Raw genomic sequence first — 16,389 nt, forward strand, 5'->3', positions numbered from 1 at the left:
CAGATCAGGAAGTTAGCGCGTGCGGTAATAGTGGCCTATACCGCACGCGCGGGGGGATTAATCGACCAGTTCCTTGACGATGTTCATCAGAGCATGGACATCTTGCGGGCGGGTATTGCCGCTTTGCGGATCGATAATGGAACTATAAATATGCGGCATGACCTGCGCGACGCCGGCCTGCAGGCAGGTTTGTAGAATCAGCGCAAAGTTATCGAGATCGATGCCCCCGGTGGGCTCAATCAGCGTCATACCGTTTTCTACCGCGCTTTGGGCGAGCGCTTTCAGCTCCGCCAGCGACTTTTCGCCGCCCATCGGGAAAAATTTAGCCGCATGCGCGCCCATATCCTGCATCATTCTGACCGCCGCATCGCAGGATACCTGGGCCGGAATGCCCTGGGCGCTGCGCACGCCGGTGGAGATGCGTACTTCACCGGGCGTGCCGCTGGGGCTGACCAGCGCATTAATAAAGGTTTGCTGGCCGCCGGTCGCCGCCAGCGCCCCGGCGGCAAAGCCGCTGCCGGTGAAGGTCTGGTTGACGTGAGCGGGGTGGACCTGCGCGGCGATCATTGCCGCTTTGTAAAACTGCGCCGGATCGCCGGCGCCGAGACCGACGGAAATAGAAGGCACTTCCGCCATCCAGCGGCGCACTTCTGCAACGCCTTGTTCGACGCTGGTAAATTGCGCCGAGAGTACGCCAATCACCGCGTGCCCTTCAGCGGCGTCATAGATTTCCCGGGCGTTGGCGATGTCCTTCGCCAGCACGTTAATCGCCACCCGCTGGCGATAAAAGTTAATCCGCTGCATGCTGCGTAATCTCCTGTAAGCGCGTGACGATGAGCGACATTTCTCCTTCGCCGACGGTGCGAGGGTCAAGGCTAAAATGACCCTCATGCAGATAGTAGCGGCGGGCGTAAATAGCGATATCGCCGCCGCGTAGCTGGGCTTCAACCTCATGGGCGCTGAGTCCCAGTTCATTGGCGTCGACGCTGACCCGAATGCGCCAGATGGCGCGCCCGGCCTCATCCTGCTCGATATCGGCGCGCAGGCCGGGTAGCGCGGAGATCGCCTCGGCGAATGGACGCAGCGCGGCGGCGTCGGGCGCCGGTGCCGCCGTCCGGTAACGGTCCAGCGCGTAAACGAGACCGACCATATTCTCTTTGCCGATTTTCATCGCCCGCGCGATGCCGTGGTGCTGGGCTTTACAAGCGGCGATCCAGTTGCGCTTGCCGCTAATAAAGCCTGAGGTTGGGGCGTTAAAGGCTTTCGCCCCGCTGTAGATAACCATGTCCGCGCCGCTGGCGACCCACTGGCGCAAGTCTTCTTCGGCGGCGGCATCGACGATCAGCGGCAGATTATGCTGGCGGGCGACCTGCACGAAATCGTCAATACCGAGCATCCCTTTTTGCACGCAATGGTGGGATTTCACATACAGTAGCGCCGCCGTGCGTGCGTTCACCGCGCTCTCCAGCTGCCAGCGTGCCGCCAGATTGCTGGAGCCGACTTCGACAATGCGCCCGCCGCCGAGGCGGATAGCGCTGGTGATTGGTGCGCCGTAATCGACATTATGCCCGCGCAGTATCACTATCTCGTTCGGCCACTGGCTGCTGTCCGGCATCTGCGCCACCTTTTCCGGCTCGCCGCGGGTGATCGCCGCCGCGACGGCGATGGCGATACCGGCGGAGGCGCAGGAGGTGATATAGCTGTCTTCCGCGCCGGTGTGGGCGGAAACCAGTTCGCCCGCGCGGTCGGTTAATTTATCGATTTCGACGAAGGCTCCCGCCGCCTGCGCGGTGGCCTGCATCACTTGCGGGTCGACGGCGGACACGCCGAGGATGGTCATTTTGCCGCAGGCGTTAATCACCCGTTTTAAGCCCAGTTGCTGGTAGATATTGCCGTTCATGATTTACAGCACTCCCAACAGCGAGCAGACGATGCTGATAGCGACTATCGACAGTAAAATGGTGGTGTAGCGCGGCCCTTTTTTCAGTAAGTAGAAATAGATAGCGAACACCGCCGCCAGCGGCAGCAGGCCGGGGGCAATTGAGTCGAGGATCTGCTGGACCACCACTTCCGAGCCTTTAAGCGCGCTGATTTTCAGCGGGGTGGTGATTTTGACGTAGCTTGCCGACAGCGCGCCCATCATGATGAGACCCAGTACGTTGGCGCCGTAAATCAATTCTTTAATTCGCCCCCCTTGCAGCAGGCCGATAATGGAGTCACGGCCCAGGGTGTAGCCTTTATGCACCAGTCCGTAGCTTATCGCCATGGTGATCGCCGGGTAGAGGATCAGCGGGGCGATCCCGCCGAACGCGCTGCCGCTGGCGGCGAAGGGGATGAAAATCGCAATCAGCAACGGCATCACCGCGGCCCAGATAATCGAGTCGCCCATCCCGGCCAGCGGGCCCATCAGGCCGGTTTTTATCCCGGTGATTGAAGCGTCGCTGATCGGCTCGCCGCGGGTTTTCTGCTCTTCCATGGCGATGGAGATACCCTGGATAACCGAGCCGAAAGTCTGTTCCGAGTTAAAGAAGTTCAGGTGGCGTTTGAGCGCCTCGGTCTGCTCCTCTTTTTCCGGGTACAGCTTTTTGATGATGGGCGTCATTGAGGCGCAGAAAATCAGGCTCTGCAGACGTTCGTAGGAGCTGGATACTTCCGCCCCCAGCCAGTAAATCAGCCAGGCTTTGGTGATATCGGCTTTGCTCAGCGCCTGGGTTTCGCGGGCGCGTTCAACCAGTTCATGTTCCATTACATCGCTACTCATCATGCAGCTCCTTCATTTTTGGCCAGGCCTTTAATCAGGAAGGCGACGCAGGTACCGAAAATCGCCATCGCCATGATGTCCACCTTCAGGTAGAGCACCGCGAAAAATCCGCCGATAAACCACGGCAGCAGGCTCTTTTTGCCGATCACCATGATGGTGATGGCAAAGCCCAGCGCCGGCAGGATACCGCCCATAATTTCAAAGGAGTGGGTCAGCCAGTGCGGCATCAGTTTGAGGAATTTTTCCACTACGCTTTGGCCAAAGTAGTTGGCGGCGAAGACCACCGGGAAGCGCAGCACCAGCCCCAGCAGCGCCGGATAGATAAAGGCGCAGCGCATGATGCCCGCCATGTTGGCGCTTTCGGCGTGTTTGTCGGCCATGTGCACCCACGCGGCGTTGAGCGTGCGGCGCAGCTGATCGAGGAATACCCCGATGACGCCAAACGGGATCGCCAGCGCGATCGCCAGGTTGGGCTCCATCCCAGCCTTCACGGCGATCGGAATGGCGATACAGGCGGCCAGCGCCGGGTCCGACGGCACGTTGCCGCCCGGCGTGGAGGTCACTCCAAGATAGACCAGCTGCATACCCGCGCCGATGATCATCGCGGTTTTCATATCGCCCAGCAGCAGGCCGACGAATACGGCGATCACCACGGGTTGCAGCAACATGGCGGAGAAGGTATAGCCTAAACGTAATCGGGCGAACCAGTAATACAACCCCATCAGGCTCGCAAAAAGTAAGGTATCCATAGTTTTTTACCTTTTTATCAACTGGTTAGAATTTTTTCAGGATGTCGTCCAGTGACTGTGGTTTATCTTCCGGGATGGTCTGAAAGAACACCTGAATGCCGCTATCCTTCAGAGCGCCGAGGATGCCGACATCTTTTTCATCAAGGGTGATGTTCTGGAATACGGCCTTGCGGTTCGGCCCGCCGCCCAGCCCGCCAACCTGAATCGTCTGCACGTCAAAGCCCAACTGGACGGCTTCCTGAATGGCCGATAGTGACGGGAATAGCACCAGCACATTGCCATCGCCGAGCTGATTCTCTTTCCAGGCGGCGGCGAAGCTGGCGTTGCTGTAACAGTCGACTTTGATGTTCGGCGGCGCGGCCATTAAATAGATATTTTTCATAAACGGATCGGCATCCAGCTCGTCGCTGACCACGGCGATACGATTGGCCTGCGACTGGCCGACCCATTTGGTGACGACCTGACCGTGGATCAGACGGCTATCGATACGACATAAAACGATTTTTGCCATGATGGGCTCCTTAAGAGGTTAACTGGTTCACGTGGGCGACAACGTCGCGGCAGCTGCTGCGTCCTGCTTCGACCAGCGCATTAACGCAGCCGGTGAGCGGGCCCTGCTCGCGCAGATCCAACGCCTCCAGCAGCAGCGAGGCGTTGAGCCCGCAGACGACGGCGATGGGGTAATCCGCGCTCAAGCGCGCGGCGACGTTGGAGGTAGTGCCGCCGAGAAAATCGGTCAAAATCAGCGAGCCTGCCGGCATCGCCTGCACGGCCGCTTCGACGCGCTGATAAAACTCGCCGAGGGTATCGACAGGCATAAGCGCGATTTCGCTGACGCCGGCGATTTCGCCGGTCACCATGCGCAGACTGTCGCAAAGTTGCGTGCCCCAGCCGCCGTGCGTCAGCAGCAGAATTTGGGGTAACTGGGTGGTAGGTTCAGTGGATGACAAAGTGGCCTCCTGGCGCCGAATCGTTGACGCACTAATAAGAGCAAAGCGCGTGCCACAATTTGTGTCATCTACCGAAGAGGAAAAGGCTGGCGGGCCGCAAAGCCGCGCCAGAACAGGCGTTAACTAAATAATAATTCGTAGATATAAATGTACTCGGCATCGGATAAACGGATGGCGTAGGCCTCCTCAACCGGATGGAAAGCCGATTTAATGACACTAAATGCCTGAGCGTCCATATCCGGCCGCGTTTCCAGCGCCATCTGTAACGGTTTCCGGTTAATCACGATACGCTCGACCATACAGCAGCAGTGGATCAGAAAGCGTAGTGTCACCTGGCGGTTAGGCGCGATGGACAGCGTGTTCCTGAGCTGGTTCAGGATCCCTTCCATTTCTTTTAATATGCGCTGCGGATTGAGCACCGAAATATGGTTGATAATGCTTTCCATGGTCAGGGCGCTGATAAACCGTGAAGCGCTGCGCTCCATCTCCAGACGGCGCTCGCTGCTGGATAAATCCGGGGTCAGCAGGCTGAGCACCAGCTCCGGCCCCTGCTCGGAAAACAGCTCCTCCAGCGAGATAAACGGGATATCGGGCAGCCCCGGCTGGAATGTCCCGACAATACCCGCCAGCCGTTCATGCGCCCTGATTGCCTGCTGTAGGCGCTCCGGGCTGCGAACTTCGTTGTAATCGAGGATCACCATCCGGGTATCCTGCGACATCAGCTCGCCAAAGCTCTCCTCCAGCACCTTTTTGATTTTTTCCGCCGTGCCCATGCCGGTAATGCAGGAGATAACCAGCACCTTGCCGGCGTTCTCCTGCTGCGGCGTGCACAGCTGGCTAGCGATGCCTTTTTCCTGCATCAGATTGACCAACCGCGGCAGGTCGCCGGTTTCGTAGCTGAGATCGAGACCGATCTCCAGTAGGCTGGTCAGGGTGATATTCGGCATCAGCAGGACATCGATCTGGAACAGTTTGCTGATGGTGCTGCCGAAATGGACCAGCGATCCGATGTCGACCATCAGGATCAGCCGCTGCCAGCCTTTGCTGTGGATCAACTGGATCAGCTTTTCCAGCGTATCGTGCACCGATTGTTCGAACGGCATGTCGATAGCGTTGAACAATTCGCGCTCCAGCACCCGATTGACGTATTGCGCCATGCTGGTGGCCGTGGTGGCGCCATGGGCAATGAGGATCGCCCCGCAGTCAGGGCTGGCGGTGATGCGCTGGCGGTAATGGCGGCACTCTTTGAGGAACAGGCACAGCCAGACCACCTCGGTGGCCGGACACTGGATATGCAGCAGGTCGTTGATCTTCTTGCACAACAGAGTGGCATTATCGTATTCATCTTTGCAGCGATCGAGGATCAGGCTCGAAGAGTATAACTGCGGGATCAGGCCGCGTTGTACGTAGCTGATGAGAGCGAGAAAGTGTTTACGCAGCGGGTTGACCAGGTTTTCCGGCAGGGCGAAGCCGAGTACCTGCTCAACGTAGCCGATAAGCAGGGTCACGCGCTCCTCAATCCGATCGCCATAGCGTGGCGCGTGGCTGGCGTTATCGCGGCTGTAGAGGCCATATTCAAAAATCGAGCTGAGCTTATTTTTAAGGATCGCCAGCGTCTCGGCGGGCGGCACGTTGCTATTGCGCAGGTTAACGTATTCGCGGGTCAGGAAGCTGTAGAACAGATCGCTCTCCTCGACGCTGTCATCGGCCGCCGAACTTTTCAGCTGCGGAAGAGTTCGGGCATCGATGTTCAGCAGGGGACGGCCGTTAAACAGCGCATCGACCAGCTGTCGTTGCTCCGGCGTGGCATTGATCGGGCCGTCCGCCAGTTTGCTGTCCAGCAGCAGTATCTCGTTATTAGCCGCCATTCCCAACGCCCATGCCTGGGCGCACAAGAACTGGATGTCGCTTTTAAGCTGGCCGATGTTGCCTTCCAGCGGCTTGTTCAGCAGCCACAGCAGCAAGGTTTTATCGATACTCACCGTGCGCTCGATCTTGCGACTTTCACGCTGTAAAAAGCCGATGATCAGTTCGATTTGCTCTTCTACCGTACGCTGGCGGATGCCGGGTAGATCGATGGCGACCTGGATACGCCGCTGAAAGGTACGTAATAGCGATGAGCTGACGGGCTCGGTGGTGGCGCAGATTAGACGTACGGCGATATTGCGCGCCGGACCACTGGCGCCGAGCGGGCGATATTCGCCTTTATCCAACAGCGAGAAGAGCTTTTCCTGCCCTTCATAGGGCAGGCGATGCACTTCATCCAGCAGCAGATAGCCGCCGTCGGCCTGTTCGATCAGACCGCTTTTATTTTCCGTCGCCCCGGTAAAGGCGCCCTGACGGTGGCCAAAGAGATGCGATGACAGCAGCTCCGGGTTGTTGGCGTATTCCGCGCAGTTGAAGTAGACCAGCGGCGGCCGTTTTTCGCCGCCATGCTCGCAGGCGTAGCGGTGCATCAGTTCGGCAAAAAAGGTTTTGCCGACCCCGGAAGGGCCGGTCAGCAGGACGTGCAGCCCGTGGGGATACAATACCGCGGCTTTCCCTTTTTCCACGGCATCGTGCAGGCTGCGATCGTGGCCGATCAGCATGGCGAACGGGTCGACAGCCTCATTGTTATCTTGCGGCTGCGGCAGGAGATCGGCGAGAGTCGCCGGCTCGCGTTCGCTTTCCGTCAGCGTACGGTCGAGCAGCGTTTCCGTCGTCCGGCGATGTAAAAAGAACACCGGGCGGCCGCGCGTTTTAATCACCAGCCCGTCGCTCCATAGCTGATTGAGATCTTTACTCACCGAGTTGCGCGCCAGCCCGAGGTTAAAGCCGATTTGCTCTGCGGTGAAGGCGTTCGAGCCCCTGGCTAAATCCTCCAGCGTCACGGCCTGGCTCAGCCTCTCCAGCTCCCGCAGTACTATCTCAATACGTCTCATCTCGTTACCGGGTTGTTCAATGTCGATAGTTGAGAACATACACTATTACGCGGCGTCAGAAAGAGACCGGGGGCGAAGTTGGCGGTCTTAACGATATCTACAGAGTGTCCTTTCACTGCCACAATGGTGGTTTAGGGTGGGATTGGATATGGTTAGCGCATCTCACCGGAGGAACAGATATGTTGAGCGGATTAAATCATCTGACCCTGGCGGTCAGCCAGCTGGCGCCGAGCGTGGCGTTTTATCATCAGCTACTTGGCATGACGCTGCACGCGCGCTGGGATAGCGGCGCGTATCTTTCCTGCGGCGATCTGTGGCTGTGCCTGTCGCTGGATCCGCAGCGGCGCGTCACTCCGCCAGAAGAGAGCGATTACACCCATTATGCGTTTAGCATCAGCGAGGCGGATTTCGCCAGCTTTGCCGCCCGTCTTGAGGTCGCTGGCGTAGCGGTATGGAAGCTAAACCGTAGCGAAGGCGAATCGCACTATTTCCTTGACCCCGACGGTCACAAGCTGGAATTGCACGTCGGCAGCCTCGCCCAGCGCCTGGCCGCCTGTCGCGAGCAGCCGTATAAGGGGATGGTGTTTTTTGACGAGTGATGGAGAGTCTCCCGGAGGCGGCGCATGCCGCGCCTTTTCCGGGCTACCGGCCCTGTAGCCCCGGTAAGCGTCAGCGCTACCGGGGATAACAGACAAAGCCTCACTCCATCGCCACCTTCACCGCTTCCCCCAGCTTGACCATCACCTCTTTATGCTTCTCGATCGGCGGCAGGGCGCAGTTGATCCTTAAGCAGTTACGATATTTCCCCGATGCCGAAAACAGCGAGCCCGGCGCGACCTGGATCTTCAGCCGACACAGCTGCTTGGCGACGCAGACCATATCCACCTGCTCTGGTAGCTCGACCCACAGCATAAAGCCGCCTTTTGGCCGGGTGACGCAGATGCCGCAGGGGAAAAACTCCCGCAGCCAGCAGGTGTAGATCTCCATATTACGCTGATAGATCTGCCGCATCCGCCGCACGTGGCGGTGGTAATGGCCTTCGCGAATAAAGTTACAGGCCGCCAGTTGGGTTGAAGGGACGTTAGTGCCGCTGGCGGCGTACTTCATCTGCAGCAGACGATCGTAGTAGCGCCCGGGGGCAATCCAGCCGATGCGCAGGCCGGGGGCGATGGTCTTGGTAAACGAGCTGCAAAGTATCACCCGACCGTCGATATCCCATGAATGAATCGTACGCGGGCGCGGGTATTCCGTCGCCAGCTCGCCGTAAATATCATCTTCGAAAATCACGATATCGTGGCGCTGAGCAAGGGACAGCACCGCGCGTTTGCGCGCGTCAGGCATGATGTATCCCAGCGGATTGTTGCAGTTAGGCACCAGGATCACCCCTTTAATTGGCCACTGATCCAGCGCCAGCTCTAAGGCCTCGATGCTGATCCCGGATTCCGGATCGGTTGGGATCTCAATGGCTTTCAGCCCCAGGCCGCGAAGTATCTGCATGGTGCCGTAGTAGCAGGGGGATTCGACAGCGACGATATCGCCGGGATGACACACCGATAGCAGCGCCAGCGATAATGCGTTGTGGCAGCCGCTGGTGATCAGCAGATCGTCGGCGGTGACGACTGAGCCGCCGTCGAGCATCAGGCGGGCGATCTGTTCGCGCAGTTCGCGACGCCCGGCCAGCTCGTCGTAGTTAAGCACTTCGCTGAGGTTATGCTGAATTGCCCGGCTCAGTTCGCGCCAGATAGGCTTAAGGCTTGGTTGGGTGACGTCCGGCGAACCGCCGCCAAAGGTGATGATCGATTTATCGTTGCGCGCATCGAGCATGGTCAACACCTGGTCCCACTGGGTGATCTCCACCGGGCGCTGCACCGGTCGCGACATCGGCGGCACCGGCGCCTGGGCTTTGCGCGGGGCGACGAAATAGCCGGAGCGCGGCTGCGGCACGATCAACTGTTGCTGTTCCAGCGTCTGGTAGGCCTGCTGAACGGTACTGATGCTGACGCCATGCTCCTGGCTCAGGCTGCGCACCGACGGCAACTTTTCGCCGTGGCGATACAGACCTTGTTCGATACGCTCAGCCAGCAGGCTGGCCAGATGTTGATAACGGGTCATGCTGTATCCTTAATTATCGCCATACAGATAGATAAACCAGTACAGATGGCGGTCAAAAATGGGGCATGGTGTACGTTTTAGCCAATCTGTATGTTAAAGAAAAGTGTTTTGTGAATCTGTATTGTTCTGGCCCGGATCCGTGAAGATAAAGCCTCTGGCAAGGCGAGGAGGTAGAGGATGGAATTTCACGAGAATCGGGCAAAACAGCCGTTTATCGGCTGGGTATTTCTGGTGCGAGCGATTAAAAAATGGTGGCTTCGTGGGCAAACGCGCAAAATATTGCAGCGAATGAGCGACGAACAGCTGAAAGATGTCGGGTTGCGCCGGGATCAGATTAATTAAAAAGTGCGTTTTGTAGCCCCGGTAAGCGTCAGCGCTACCGGGGAATTACATTCACAAAATTTATCAATTGATGCTTCTACATCCTTCGTTTCTTGATACTTACCCTGATAAGTATTATTTTCCCCACAGCTAAGTGAGGAAAGTAACATGACCGAAGACGAACTGTTTGCCCGCCGCCCGATGGGGATGCGCATGGCGATGGTGGTGCGCCAGTGGCGCGCGATTATCGACAGCGCCATTACCGATACCGGCCTGACCCAGTCAAGCTGGACGGTGCTGATGCAGCTGCATCAGCTGGGGTGCAACGTCTCGGTAAGCGAACTGGCGGAAGTGCAGGGTATTGAACTGCCGCCGCTAATGCGCACCCTCACGCAGCTGGAAAAGCAGGGGTATCTACTGCGCTCAACATCGCCATACGACAAGCGCATTCGTCTGCTTACGCTGACGGTAGAAGGCCGTACAGTCCTGGAAAAGCTGAACCGCGTGATTGAAACCTATCAACGGCGCGTGACGGAAACTATCCCCGATGCGGACCTCGACACCTTCAGCGCCACGTTAAATCAAATCGCCTGCAACTTGCGGATTATCCGCGAAGAAGATAACAAGATCTAAAACACTATGATGACGCCAGAACAAAAATTTGCCCGCTGGGTAAGGGTAAGTATTGCCGCTTTCCTGGCGATATTCGCCTGGTTTATTGTTGCCGATATCTGGATCCCGTTGACCCCGGACTCCACCGTGATGCGCGTGGTGACTCCGGTCTCGTCGCGGGTCTCCGGCTACGTCTCGCACGTCTACGTGCATAACAATAGCCAGGTCAAAAAGGGCGACCTGCTGTATGAGCTCGATCCCACGCCATTCATTAATAAAGTTGAAGCGGCGCAAATCGCCCTTGAACAGGCCAAACTGAGCAACCAGCAGCTGGATGCGCAAATCGCCGCCGCTCGCGCCAACCTGCGCACCGCGCAATATACCGCGCGTAATGACAAAGTCACCCTCGACCGCTACCAGCGCCTGAGCACCATGCAAAACGTGTCGCAATCGGATCTCGATAAGGTGCGCACGACATGGCAGACCAGCGAACAATCGGTCAGCGCCCTGAATGCGCAAATTCAGAACCTGTTGATCCAGCGCGGCGAGCGCGACGATAAGCGCAACGTGACGCTGCAGAAATACCGCAACGCGCTGGAAGAGGCGCAGCTCAATCTCGGCTGGACCCAGGTACGCGCCGAGACCGACGGTATGGTCAGCAACCTGCAGCTTAACCCGGGAATTTACGCCACCGCCGCCACCGCCGTGCTGGCGCTGGTTAACAACAACACCGATATCGTCGCCGACTTCCGTGAAAAAAGCCTGCGCCACACGGCGGTGAATACCGATGCGGCGGTAGTGTTCGATGCCCTGCCGGGTAAAGTCTTCCCGGCGCACGTGACCAGCAGCGACGCCGGTATTCTTGCCGGTCAGGAAGCGGTGAATGGCCAACTGTCGCAGCCTGAGCAGTCCACCCGCTGGGTGCGCGATGCGCAGCGCATGCGGATCCACGTCGCGCTGGATCAACCGCTGGATAAGCCGCTGCCGACCGGCGCCCGCGCTACGGTGCAGTTGTACAATAGCGACGGCCCTTTCGCCCGCACCTTTGCCGGCCTGCAGATCCACCTGGTGAGCTGGTTGCACTATGTCTATTAACACCCTGGCGCACGTCTTTACCCCGCATGGCAATATCGTCTACACGGCCAATGATTTTCGTCAGACGGTACGCATTGCCGTCGCCGGGACCATCGCGCTGAGTATTTCGACTTTCTACGACGTGCAGTACGGCGTGTTTTTCGTCGTTTATCCGCTGATGCTGATGTCGCTGGTGCCGGTGTTTAACCGTCACGTCGCCCGACAGTTTGTGTTCAGCGCGGCGGTCAATTGCGTCGAAATGGTGCTCATCGTCGGCTATCTGTCGCAGTGGCCGGTGATAATGACGTTAGTTGTCTTTGGTCTGTATGTGATGCGCTTTCGCTTTATGAGCCAGGGGCCGCTGTTCTTGCTGGGGTCGATGGGCGTGGTGTGCCAGAGCACGATGCTCAATTTTATGAGCTATCCCTCCAGCAACTGGCACACGCTGATGTTCTCCAATATGGAGGCCTGCGTGATGGCGGTGGCGCTGAGCGCGCTACTGCACTACCTGATCCCGGATGTCGAACCGCGTAAGCCGCCGCCGCGCATAGAGAAAGACGCCGCGAGGATCCGCCATGAATCGCTGCTTTCCGGCACGGTCGCGACCATTATCTTTGTGATCTTCCAGATCTGCGATCTGAGCGATTCGCTATCGGCGCTGATGGCCGGGGTGCTGATCCTGTTTCCGATGCACTATCGCGGCGCGGTGATAAGCTCGATCTGGCGTGTGGCGGGGGTCGTGCTGGCTTGTCTTTACATTCTGGTGGTGCAGCTGATTATCTATGATTTCAGCAACCACATGATCCTGATGATGCCGCTGATTGGTCTTGGTCTGGCTTTTAGCGCCCGCCTGCACGTGATGGAAAAAGTGGGCGCGGGCGTGGGTTTCGCCAGCATTACTACTATCGGTATTATGTTTGGCCAGAACCTGCATCCGAATCAGGATCTGGTGTTCAGCGACCTGTACCGTATTACTTCGGTCACGGTCTCGCTGGTGGCGACGCTGACCATGGTATTTCTGGTCCATCGGGTGCTGAACTGCTTCGCGCCGACGCGTTTTGTAGTGACCGATTAATCCTCCTGCGGGAAGCGGGTGATGCAGCGCCACGCTTCCCCGTTTTGCTGATAAAGCGCCGCAGTATGCCCGGCGATTATCCAACTTCGCGCCGCTTCTTCGCTCCCCTCAATCAATACGCACAGGCCGCAGCCGCTGCGCAGCTGGCGGGGAATATCCTTTACCTCGAAGGTTATCCCTGCCGCCTGCAGGGCTTTGCGCATCCGCACGACGCCCACTGTTGAATGGAATAAGAATAGATATTTGCTCATCCGCGCCTCCGCTGGCGCTGGCCGATCAGCGCCGCGCCGATCGCCCCGGCAAATTGGGCGTCGGGATGGGTCGCGACCGGCATGCCGAGATGCGTCTCCAGCATGCGGGCGAAGGCGGCGCAGTGGCTGACGCCGCCGGTGAACAGCAGCGGTCCTTGCGCCGATAAACGACCAATAAAGTTCGCGCTGCGCCGCGCCATGGCGTTGATCACCCCGGCCAGAATCGCCTCCGGGGCAACCCCCGCGGAACGCAGGCTGATGACTTCCGATTCGGCAAAAACCGTACACATGCTGGTGATGGCGTGCGGTTCTACACCTTCGGTAATGGCGTCAAGCTGTTCGACGCTGGCGCCGAGGGTCCGTGAAATCACTTCCAAAAAGCGCCCGGTACCAGCGGCGCATTTGTCATTCATCAGAAAGTCGCTGAGATTGCCCTGCGCATCCAGTTGAATGACTTTGCTGTCCTGGCCGCCGATATCAATTACCGTGCGGGTTTTCGGCGCCAGCAGACGCGCGCCGAGCCCGTGACAGGAAATCTCGGTGACTTGTTTATCGGCGAAATCGACCAACTGGCGACCATAGCCGGTGAGGGTTAAAAAAGGCGTTGCCGCGAGGCCCGCGCGCAGCGTCTCCCAGGCCTCGTGAATGGCATCGGCGGGGCGAAAAGGTGTCGGGCCGAGGAAACGGCGCACGATGGCGGCGTCTGCCAGCAGGATACCTTTGGTGGCGGTGGAGCCGGAATCAATACCTACCGAGTAGATCACGCTTGCTCCTTATAGCATTTCAATAAAGGCGGCGACGCGGGTGCTGAGCTGGCCGAGATCCGCCGTCGAATAGTCGGTTTCAATCGCGATATAAGGAATGTCGTGCCGCTGGCGAACGTGGCGCTTGATCGCCAGCGATTCCACGGCGTAGGTATGGCAAGCCTGCAGAATCACATCGACCACGCCGTCGGCCTGATACTCCTCAACCATCTGACTTAGTAATTGCAGGCGCTGGTCGTTAGGTGAAATACAGGAGCAGCCGATGGTGAGATATTTATCGGTTAAGGCATCGTAGACGTCGCCATCTTCCGCTACGCAGCGTTCGGTGGCCTTCGCGCCGGTACAGTTCTCGTAGCCCACCACCCAGCCGCCGTTGTCTTCGATAGCGCGGACGACTTTTTCCGCCGCGCCGCCGATCGGGCAGCCGGTGATCAGAATACGCGGACGAGACGCCAGCCGTTGGCCTCCTTGCCATTGCTGATGGATACGTTCCGCCATCGCGTTCAGTTCGTCAATCAGCGCGCTTTTGTCGAAGCGGAAGGTCGCGCCATAAACCACCTTTAGAATATCGCTGCCGCTAAGCGCCGGCGGATTGAGCTGCCCGAGGCGATAGAAGTTGGCCAGCGCCCGGCGTTCGCGATTTTTCAGTACGATGGCTTCACGCAACGCCGCTTCGCTAATGGGCGTGGCGAACCGGGTTTCAATCACCTGCTGCAGGCGCTTAATTTCCGCTTTCCACAACGCGCGGGAGGCGGCGTCGCTGGCGCTGTTCGGCAGTTGCATTACGTGTACCGCCTTGAATTCGGCCATGTACTCGTACATCTTCTTTTTGCCGTCGCAGGTGGTTTCGCCGACCACCAGATCGGAGAAATAAAAGTAGGGGCATTTGTCGGTTTTGCCGAAGCCGTAGCTGCTTTTAATCAGCGGGCAGAGGTTGCGCGGCAGGTCTTTCTCCGCCTCTTCAATGGTTTCATCAGAAGTGGAGCACAGCGAGACGACGACGGCGCCCGCCGCCATGGCTATCTCCTGGGGCATAAAAGTGCAGTAGGTACCGACCAGCGGCACGTTCTGCTCTTTGAGTTCCATTACGCTGAGAAAGCCTTTCTGGCGAGCTTCTGAGAATTGATCGAAGAGGGCGGGTAGATCGGTGATAAGCGACATGATTTTCCTTCCCCGTACACGGGAGATGATGAAAGAGTCGCCATTATAACCATGTTGTTTGTGTGTATTTATTGATCTCCCGCCCATCCTGACGGCGTTAATAGACCTTCTTCAAATCCATCTCTTCCTGAATGCGCTCGCTCCATGCCAGATGGGTGCGGATGGCTTCCTCAATACCGGCGTTGTAGAACAAAGGCCCCAGCTCTGTGGCGATAAAGTCGACAAAAAACTCGGCGTCGAACTGTTCCAGCTCCAGGTTAAAGGTCTCTTCGCAGTACTTGCTTAGCCGCTCGCGCAGCAGATCGCGCTGCGCCGGGCTGAGTTCAATATCGCTCATGCGTGGTTAATCTCGGTGAGTTAGTCAGGATTGCCGGGCTTCGATGACCGCCTCTGAACGCTGGCGCAAATTACGGAGTAACCCCGCCAGACAGCAGGCGGCGACGATCCCGGCGGCCACCGCCAACAGGTGGAACGGCAATCTGCCGCCATGGAACCATAACCAGCGCGCGCCTTCAATCGACAATGCGCTGACGCTAAGGATCACGATATTCAGCGAGGCGGAAACGGTGCCTTTCGGCAAGTCGTTGGAAAACAGGGTAAAACGGAACAGCGTCGGGAAAATCAGCCCGATGCCGAAGGCGTAGAAACAGGTGCCGAGCACCGACCACAGCCAGACGTGCGGCCACGTCAGATTACCGATAATCAGGATCGCCAGGCCAACCATCTGGATGGGCACGGCGCTTAACACAAAGCGTGGGCGAGTCGGGTCTTTCACCCAGCGCGCCACCGACAGGTTAGCGATAATCACCGCGCTGAAGACCGGCACCTGGCTCCAGGCAAACTCGCTGGAGGTGAGCCCGCCGGCGTCCATTAAAATCACCGGCGATACTGCCACCCAACTCATCAGCGGAATATAGCTCAGCGCCAGCGTGGCGGCGCCGAGTAAAAAGATGCGGTTGCGGAAGACGTCGCGAAAATCGCGCACCACGCCGAGCGGGCTAAACGGCACGTCGCCGCGACGCACCGTCTCCGGCATGTTAAACAGTAAACCCAGCCAGGCCACCAGCCCCATCGCGGCGATAATACCAAACAGCGCTTTCCAGTGGATAAAATGCATCAACGCCGCACCGGAAAGCGGGCCGACGATCGGCGCCACCAGCACGATGGAGGTAATCACCGCCATCAGCTTGATTGACCGCTTTTCGTCAAAGGCCTCCTGCACGGTGACGTAGCCGACGGTGGCGATAAAACAGATGCTGGTGCCCTGCACAAAGCGGGCAATCAGGAACTGGGTCATTGAGGTCGTCCACAGGGTGGCGAAGCAGGCGAGGGTAAAAATCAGCGCGCCGCTCAGCAGTACCGGTCGGCGGCCAATACGATCGGAAAGCGGTCCCAGCAGCCACTGTAGCGCCATCCCACCGGCCATATACAGGCTCACCGAGGCCGGAGCCAGCGCCACATCGGCGTTAAAATCCCGTACTACGTGCAGTATCCCCGGCTGGATGAGATCGGTGGTCAGGTAGGCGGAAAAGTCATACAGGATCAGCGCCATCGGAAAGAACAGCGATGCGCTGTAGCGGGCGCTCAATCGCGAAATCCATGACATAACCTTCTCCTTGCCGTCGGGTATTCATCGTT

General features: G+C 58.2%; 18 protein-coding genes. 5 read left to right on the top strand and 13 right to left on the bottom strand.

The window, feature by feature from the left end:
• Positions 1-57: 57 nt before the first annotated feature.
• From dagF to dagR, 7 genes are all read right to left on the bottom strand, one after another.
• The gene (gene dagF, locus PGS10_RS21305; protein ID WP_047043821.1) at positions 58-804 is read right to left on the bottom strand and encodes a 2-dehydro-3-deoxy-phosphogluconate aldolase; all 747 of its coding nucleotides are present in this window, start codon (positions 802-804) and stop codon (positions 58-60) included.
• Positions 791-1,900: a D-glucosaminate-6-phosphate ammonia lyase gene (gene dgaE / locus PGS10_RS21310; RefSeq protein ID WP_047043822.1), complete on the bottom strand. Its 1,110-nt coding sequence runs from the start codon at positions 1,898-1,900 to the stop codon at positions 791-793. The genes dagF and dgaE overlap by 14 nt, the downstream gene beginning before the upstream one ends.
• A gap of 3 nt (positions 1,901-1,903) precedes the next feature.
• Positions 1,904-2,764 (bottom strand): PTS system mannose/fructose/sorbose family transporter subunit IID, encoded by an 861-nt coding sequence (locus tag PGS10_RS21315; RefSeq protein ID WP_162182316.1) that lies wholly within the window; start codon positions 2,762-2,764, stop codon positions 1,904-1,906.
• Positions 2,761-3,510 (bottom strand): PTS mannose/fructose/sorbose/N-acetylgalactosamine transporter subunit IIC, encoded by a 750-nt coding sequence (locus tag PGS10_RS21320; protein ID WP_015368463.1) that lies wholly within the window; start codon positions 3,508-3,510, stop codon positions 2,761-2,763. The genes PGS10_RS21315 and PGS10_RS21320 overlap by 4 nt, the downstream gene beginning before the upstream one ends.
• Before the next feature lie 25 nt (positions 3,511-3,535).
• A complete protein-coding gene (locus tag PGS10_RS21325) occupies positions 3,536-4,021 on the bottom strand; it encodes a PTS system mannose/fructose/N-acetylgalactosamine-transporter subunit IIB (protein WP_315712487.1) in 486 nt (161 codons plus the stop codon).
• 10 nt (positions 4,022-4,031) lie between these two features.
• Entirely contained in the window at positions 4,032-4,460 is a 429-nt protein-coding gene (locus tag PGS10_RS21330; RefSeq protein ID WP_015368461.1) for a PTS sugar transporter subunit IIA, read from the bottom strand.
• A 119-nt stretch (positions 4,461-4,579) separates the two neighbouring features.
• Positions 4,580-7,381 carry a transcriptional regulator DagR gene (gene dagR / locus PGS10_RS21335; protein WP_316423455.1) on the bottom strand — a complete coding sequence of 934 codons (2,802 nt, stop codon included), beginning with the start codon at positions 7,379-7,381 and terminating at the stop codon, positions 4,580-4,582.
• 179 nt (positions 7,382-7,560) lie between these two features.
• Between dagR and fosA the strand changes: the two genes are divergently transcribed.
• Entirely contained in the window at positions 7,561-7,980 is a 420-nt protein-coding gene (gene fosA / locus PGS10_RS21340) for a FosA5 family fosfomycin resistance glutathione transferase (RefSeq protein WP_047078040.1), read from the top strand.
• Between the two features lie 100 nt (positions 7,981-8,080).
• On the opposite strand, the gene PGS10_RS21345 is transcribed toward fosA, so the two are convergent.
• Complete coding sequence (locus PGS10_RS21345; protein WP_020079716.1) at positions 8,081-9,493, bottom strand: PLP-dependent aminotransferase family protein; 1,413 nt, start codon at positions 9,491-9,493, stop codon at positions 8,081-8,083.
• Positions 9,494-9,670: 177 nt separating this feature from the next.
• Between PGS10_RS21345 and PGS10_RS21350 the strand changes: the two genes are divergently transcribed.
• The 4 genes from PGS10_RS21350 to PGS10_RS21365 all read left to right on the top strand — a co-directional run bounded on the left by PGS10_RS21350 (position 9,671) and on the right by PGS10_RS21365 (position 12,575).
• Positions 9,671-9,835, top strand: coding sequence for a DUF1127 domain-containing protein (locus PGS10_RS21350; protein ID WP_015368455.1), 165 nt, complete (start codon positions 9,671-9,673; stop codon positions 9,833-9,835).
• Between the two features lie 147 nt (positions 9,836-9,982).
• Complete coding sequence (locus PGS10_RS21355; protein ID WP_045395468.1) at positions 9,983-10,447, top strand: MarR family winged helix-turn-helix transcriptional regulator; 465 nt, start codon at positions 9,983-9,985, stop codon at positions 10,445-10,447.
• Positions 10,448-10,453: 6 nt separating this feature from the next.
• Positions 10,454-11,521 (top strand): HlyD family secretion protein, encoded by a 1,068-nt coding sequence (locus tag PGS10_RS21360; protein WP_316423456.1) that lies wholly within the window; start codon positions 10,454-10,456, stop codon positions 11,519-11,521.
• Positions 11,511-12,575 carry a DUF2955 domain-containing protein gene (locus PGS10_RS21365; protein ID WP_045395472.1) on the top strand — a complete coding sequence of 355 codons (1,065 nt, stop codon included), beginning with the start codon at positions 11,511-11,513 and terminating at the stop codon, positions 12,573-12,575. Before PGS10_RS21360 ends, PGS10_RS21365 begins: the two co-directional genes overlap by 11 nt.
• Here PGS10_RS21365 and PGS10_RS21370 read toward each other — a convergent pair.
• The 5 genes from PGS10_RS21370 to mdtM form a co-directional block, all read right to left on the bottom strand.
• Positions 12,572-12,826, bottom strand: coding sequence for a DUF3343 domain-containing protein (locus PGS10_RS21370; protein WP_063415902.1), 255 nt, complete (start codon positions 12,824-12,826; stop codon positions 12,572-12,574). The two genes, PGS10_RS21365 and PGS10_RS21370, sit on opposite strands and share 4 nt — an antisense overlap.
• Positions 12,823-13,590 (bottom strand): putative 2-hydroxyacyl-CoA dehydratase activator YjiL, encoded by a 768-nt coding sequence (gene yjiL, locus PGS10_RS21375; protein WP_047078037.1) that lies wholly within the window; start codon positions 13,588-13,590, stop codon positions 12,823-12,825. Before yjiL ends, PGS10_RS21370 begins: the two co-directional genes overlap by 4 nt.
• A gap of 9 nt (positions 13,591-13,599) precedes the next feature.
• The gene (locus tag PGS10_RS21380; protein WP_316423457.1) at positions 13,600-14,751 is read right to left on the bottom strand and encodes a double-cubane-cluster-containing anaerobic reductase; all 1,152 of its coding nucleotides are present in this window, start codon (positions 14,749-14,751) and stop codon (positions 13,600-13,602) included.
• A gap of 97 nt (positions 14,752-14,848) precedes the next feature.
• Positions 14,849-15,088: a DUF2164 domain-containing protein gene (locus PGS10_RS21385; RefSeq protein ID WP_045395479.1), complete on the bottom strand. Its 240-nt coding sequence runs from the start codon at positions 15,086-15,088 to the stop codon at positions 14,849-14,851.
• A gap of 24 nt (positions 15,089-15,112) precedes the next feature.
• Positions 15,113-16,357 carry a multidrug efflux MFS transporter MdtM gene (gene mdtM / locus PGS10_RS21390; protein WP_047078036.1) on the bottom strand — a complete coding sequence of 415 codons (1,245 nt, stop codon included), beginning with the start codon at positions 16,355-16,357 and terminating at the stop codon, positions 15,113-15,115.
• Positions 16,358-16,389: the final 32 nt, after the last annotated feature.

The sequence above is a fragment of the Klebsiella sp. 141153 genome, assembly GCF_032601995.1.
Taxonomy (GTDB): domain Bacteria; phylum Pseudomonadota; class Gammaproteobacteria; order Enterobacterales; family Enterobacteriaceae; genus Klebsiella; species Klebsiella aerogenes.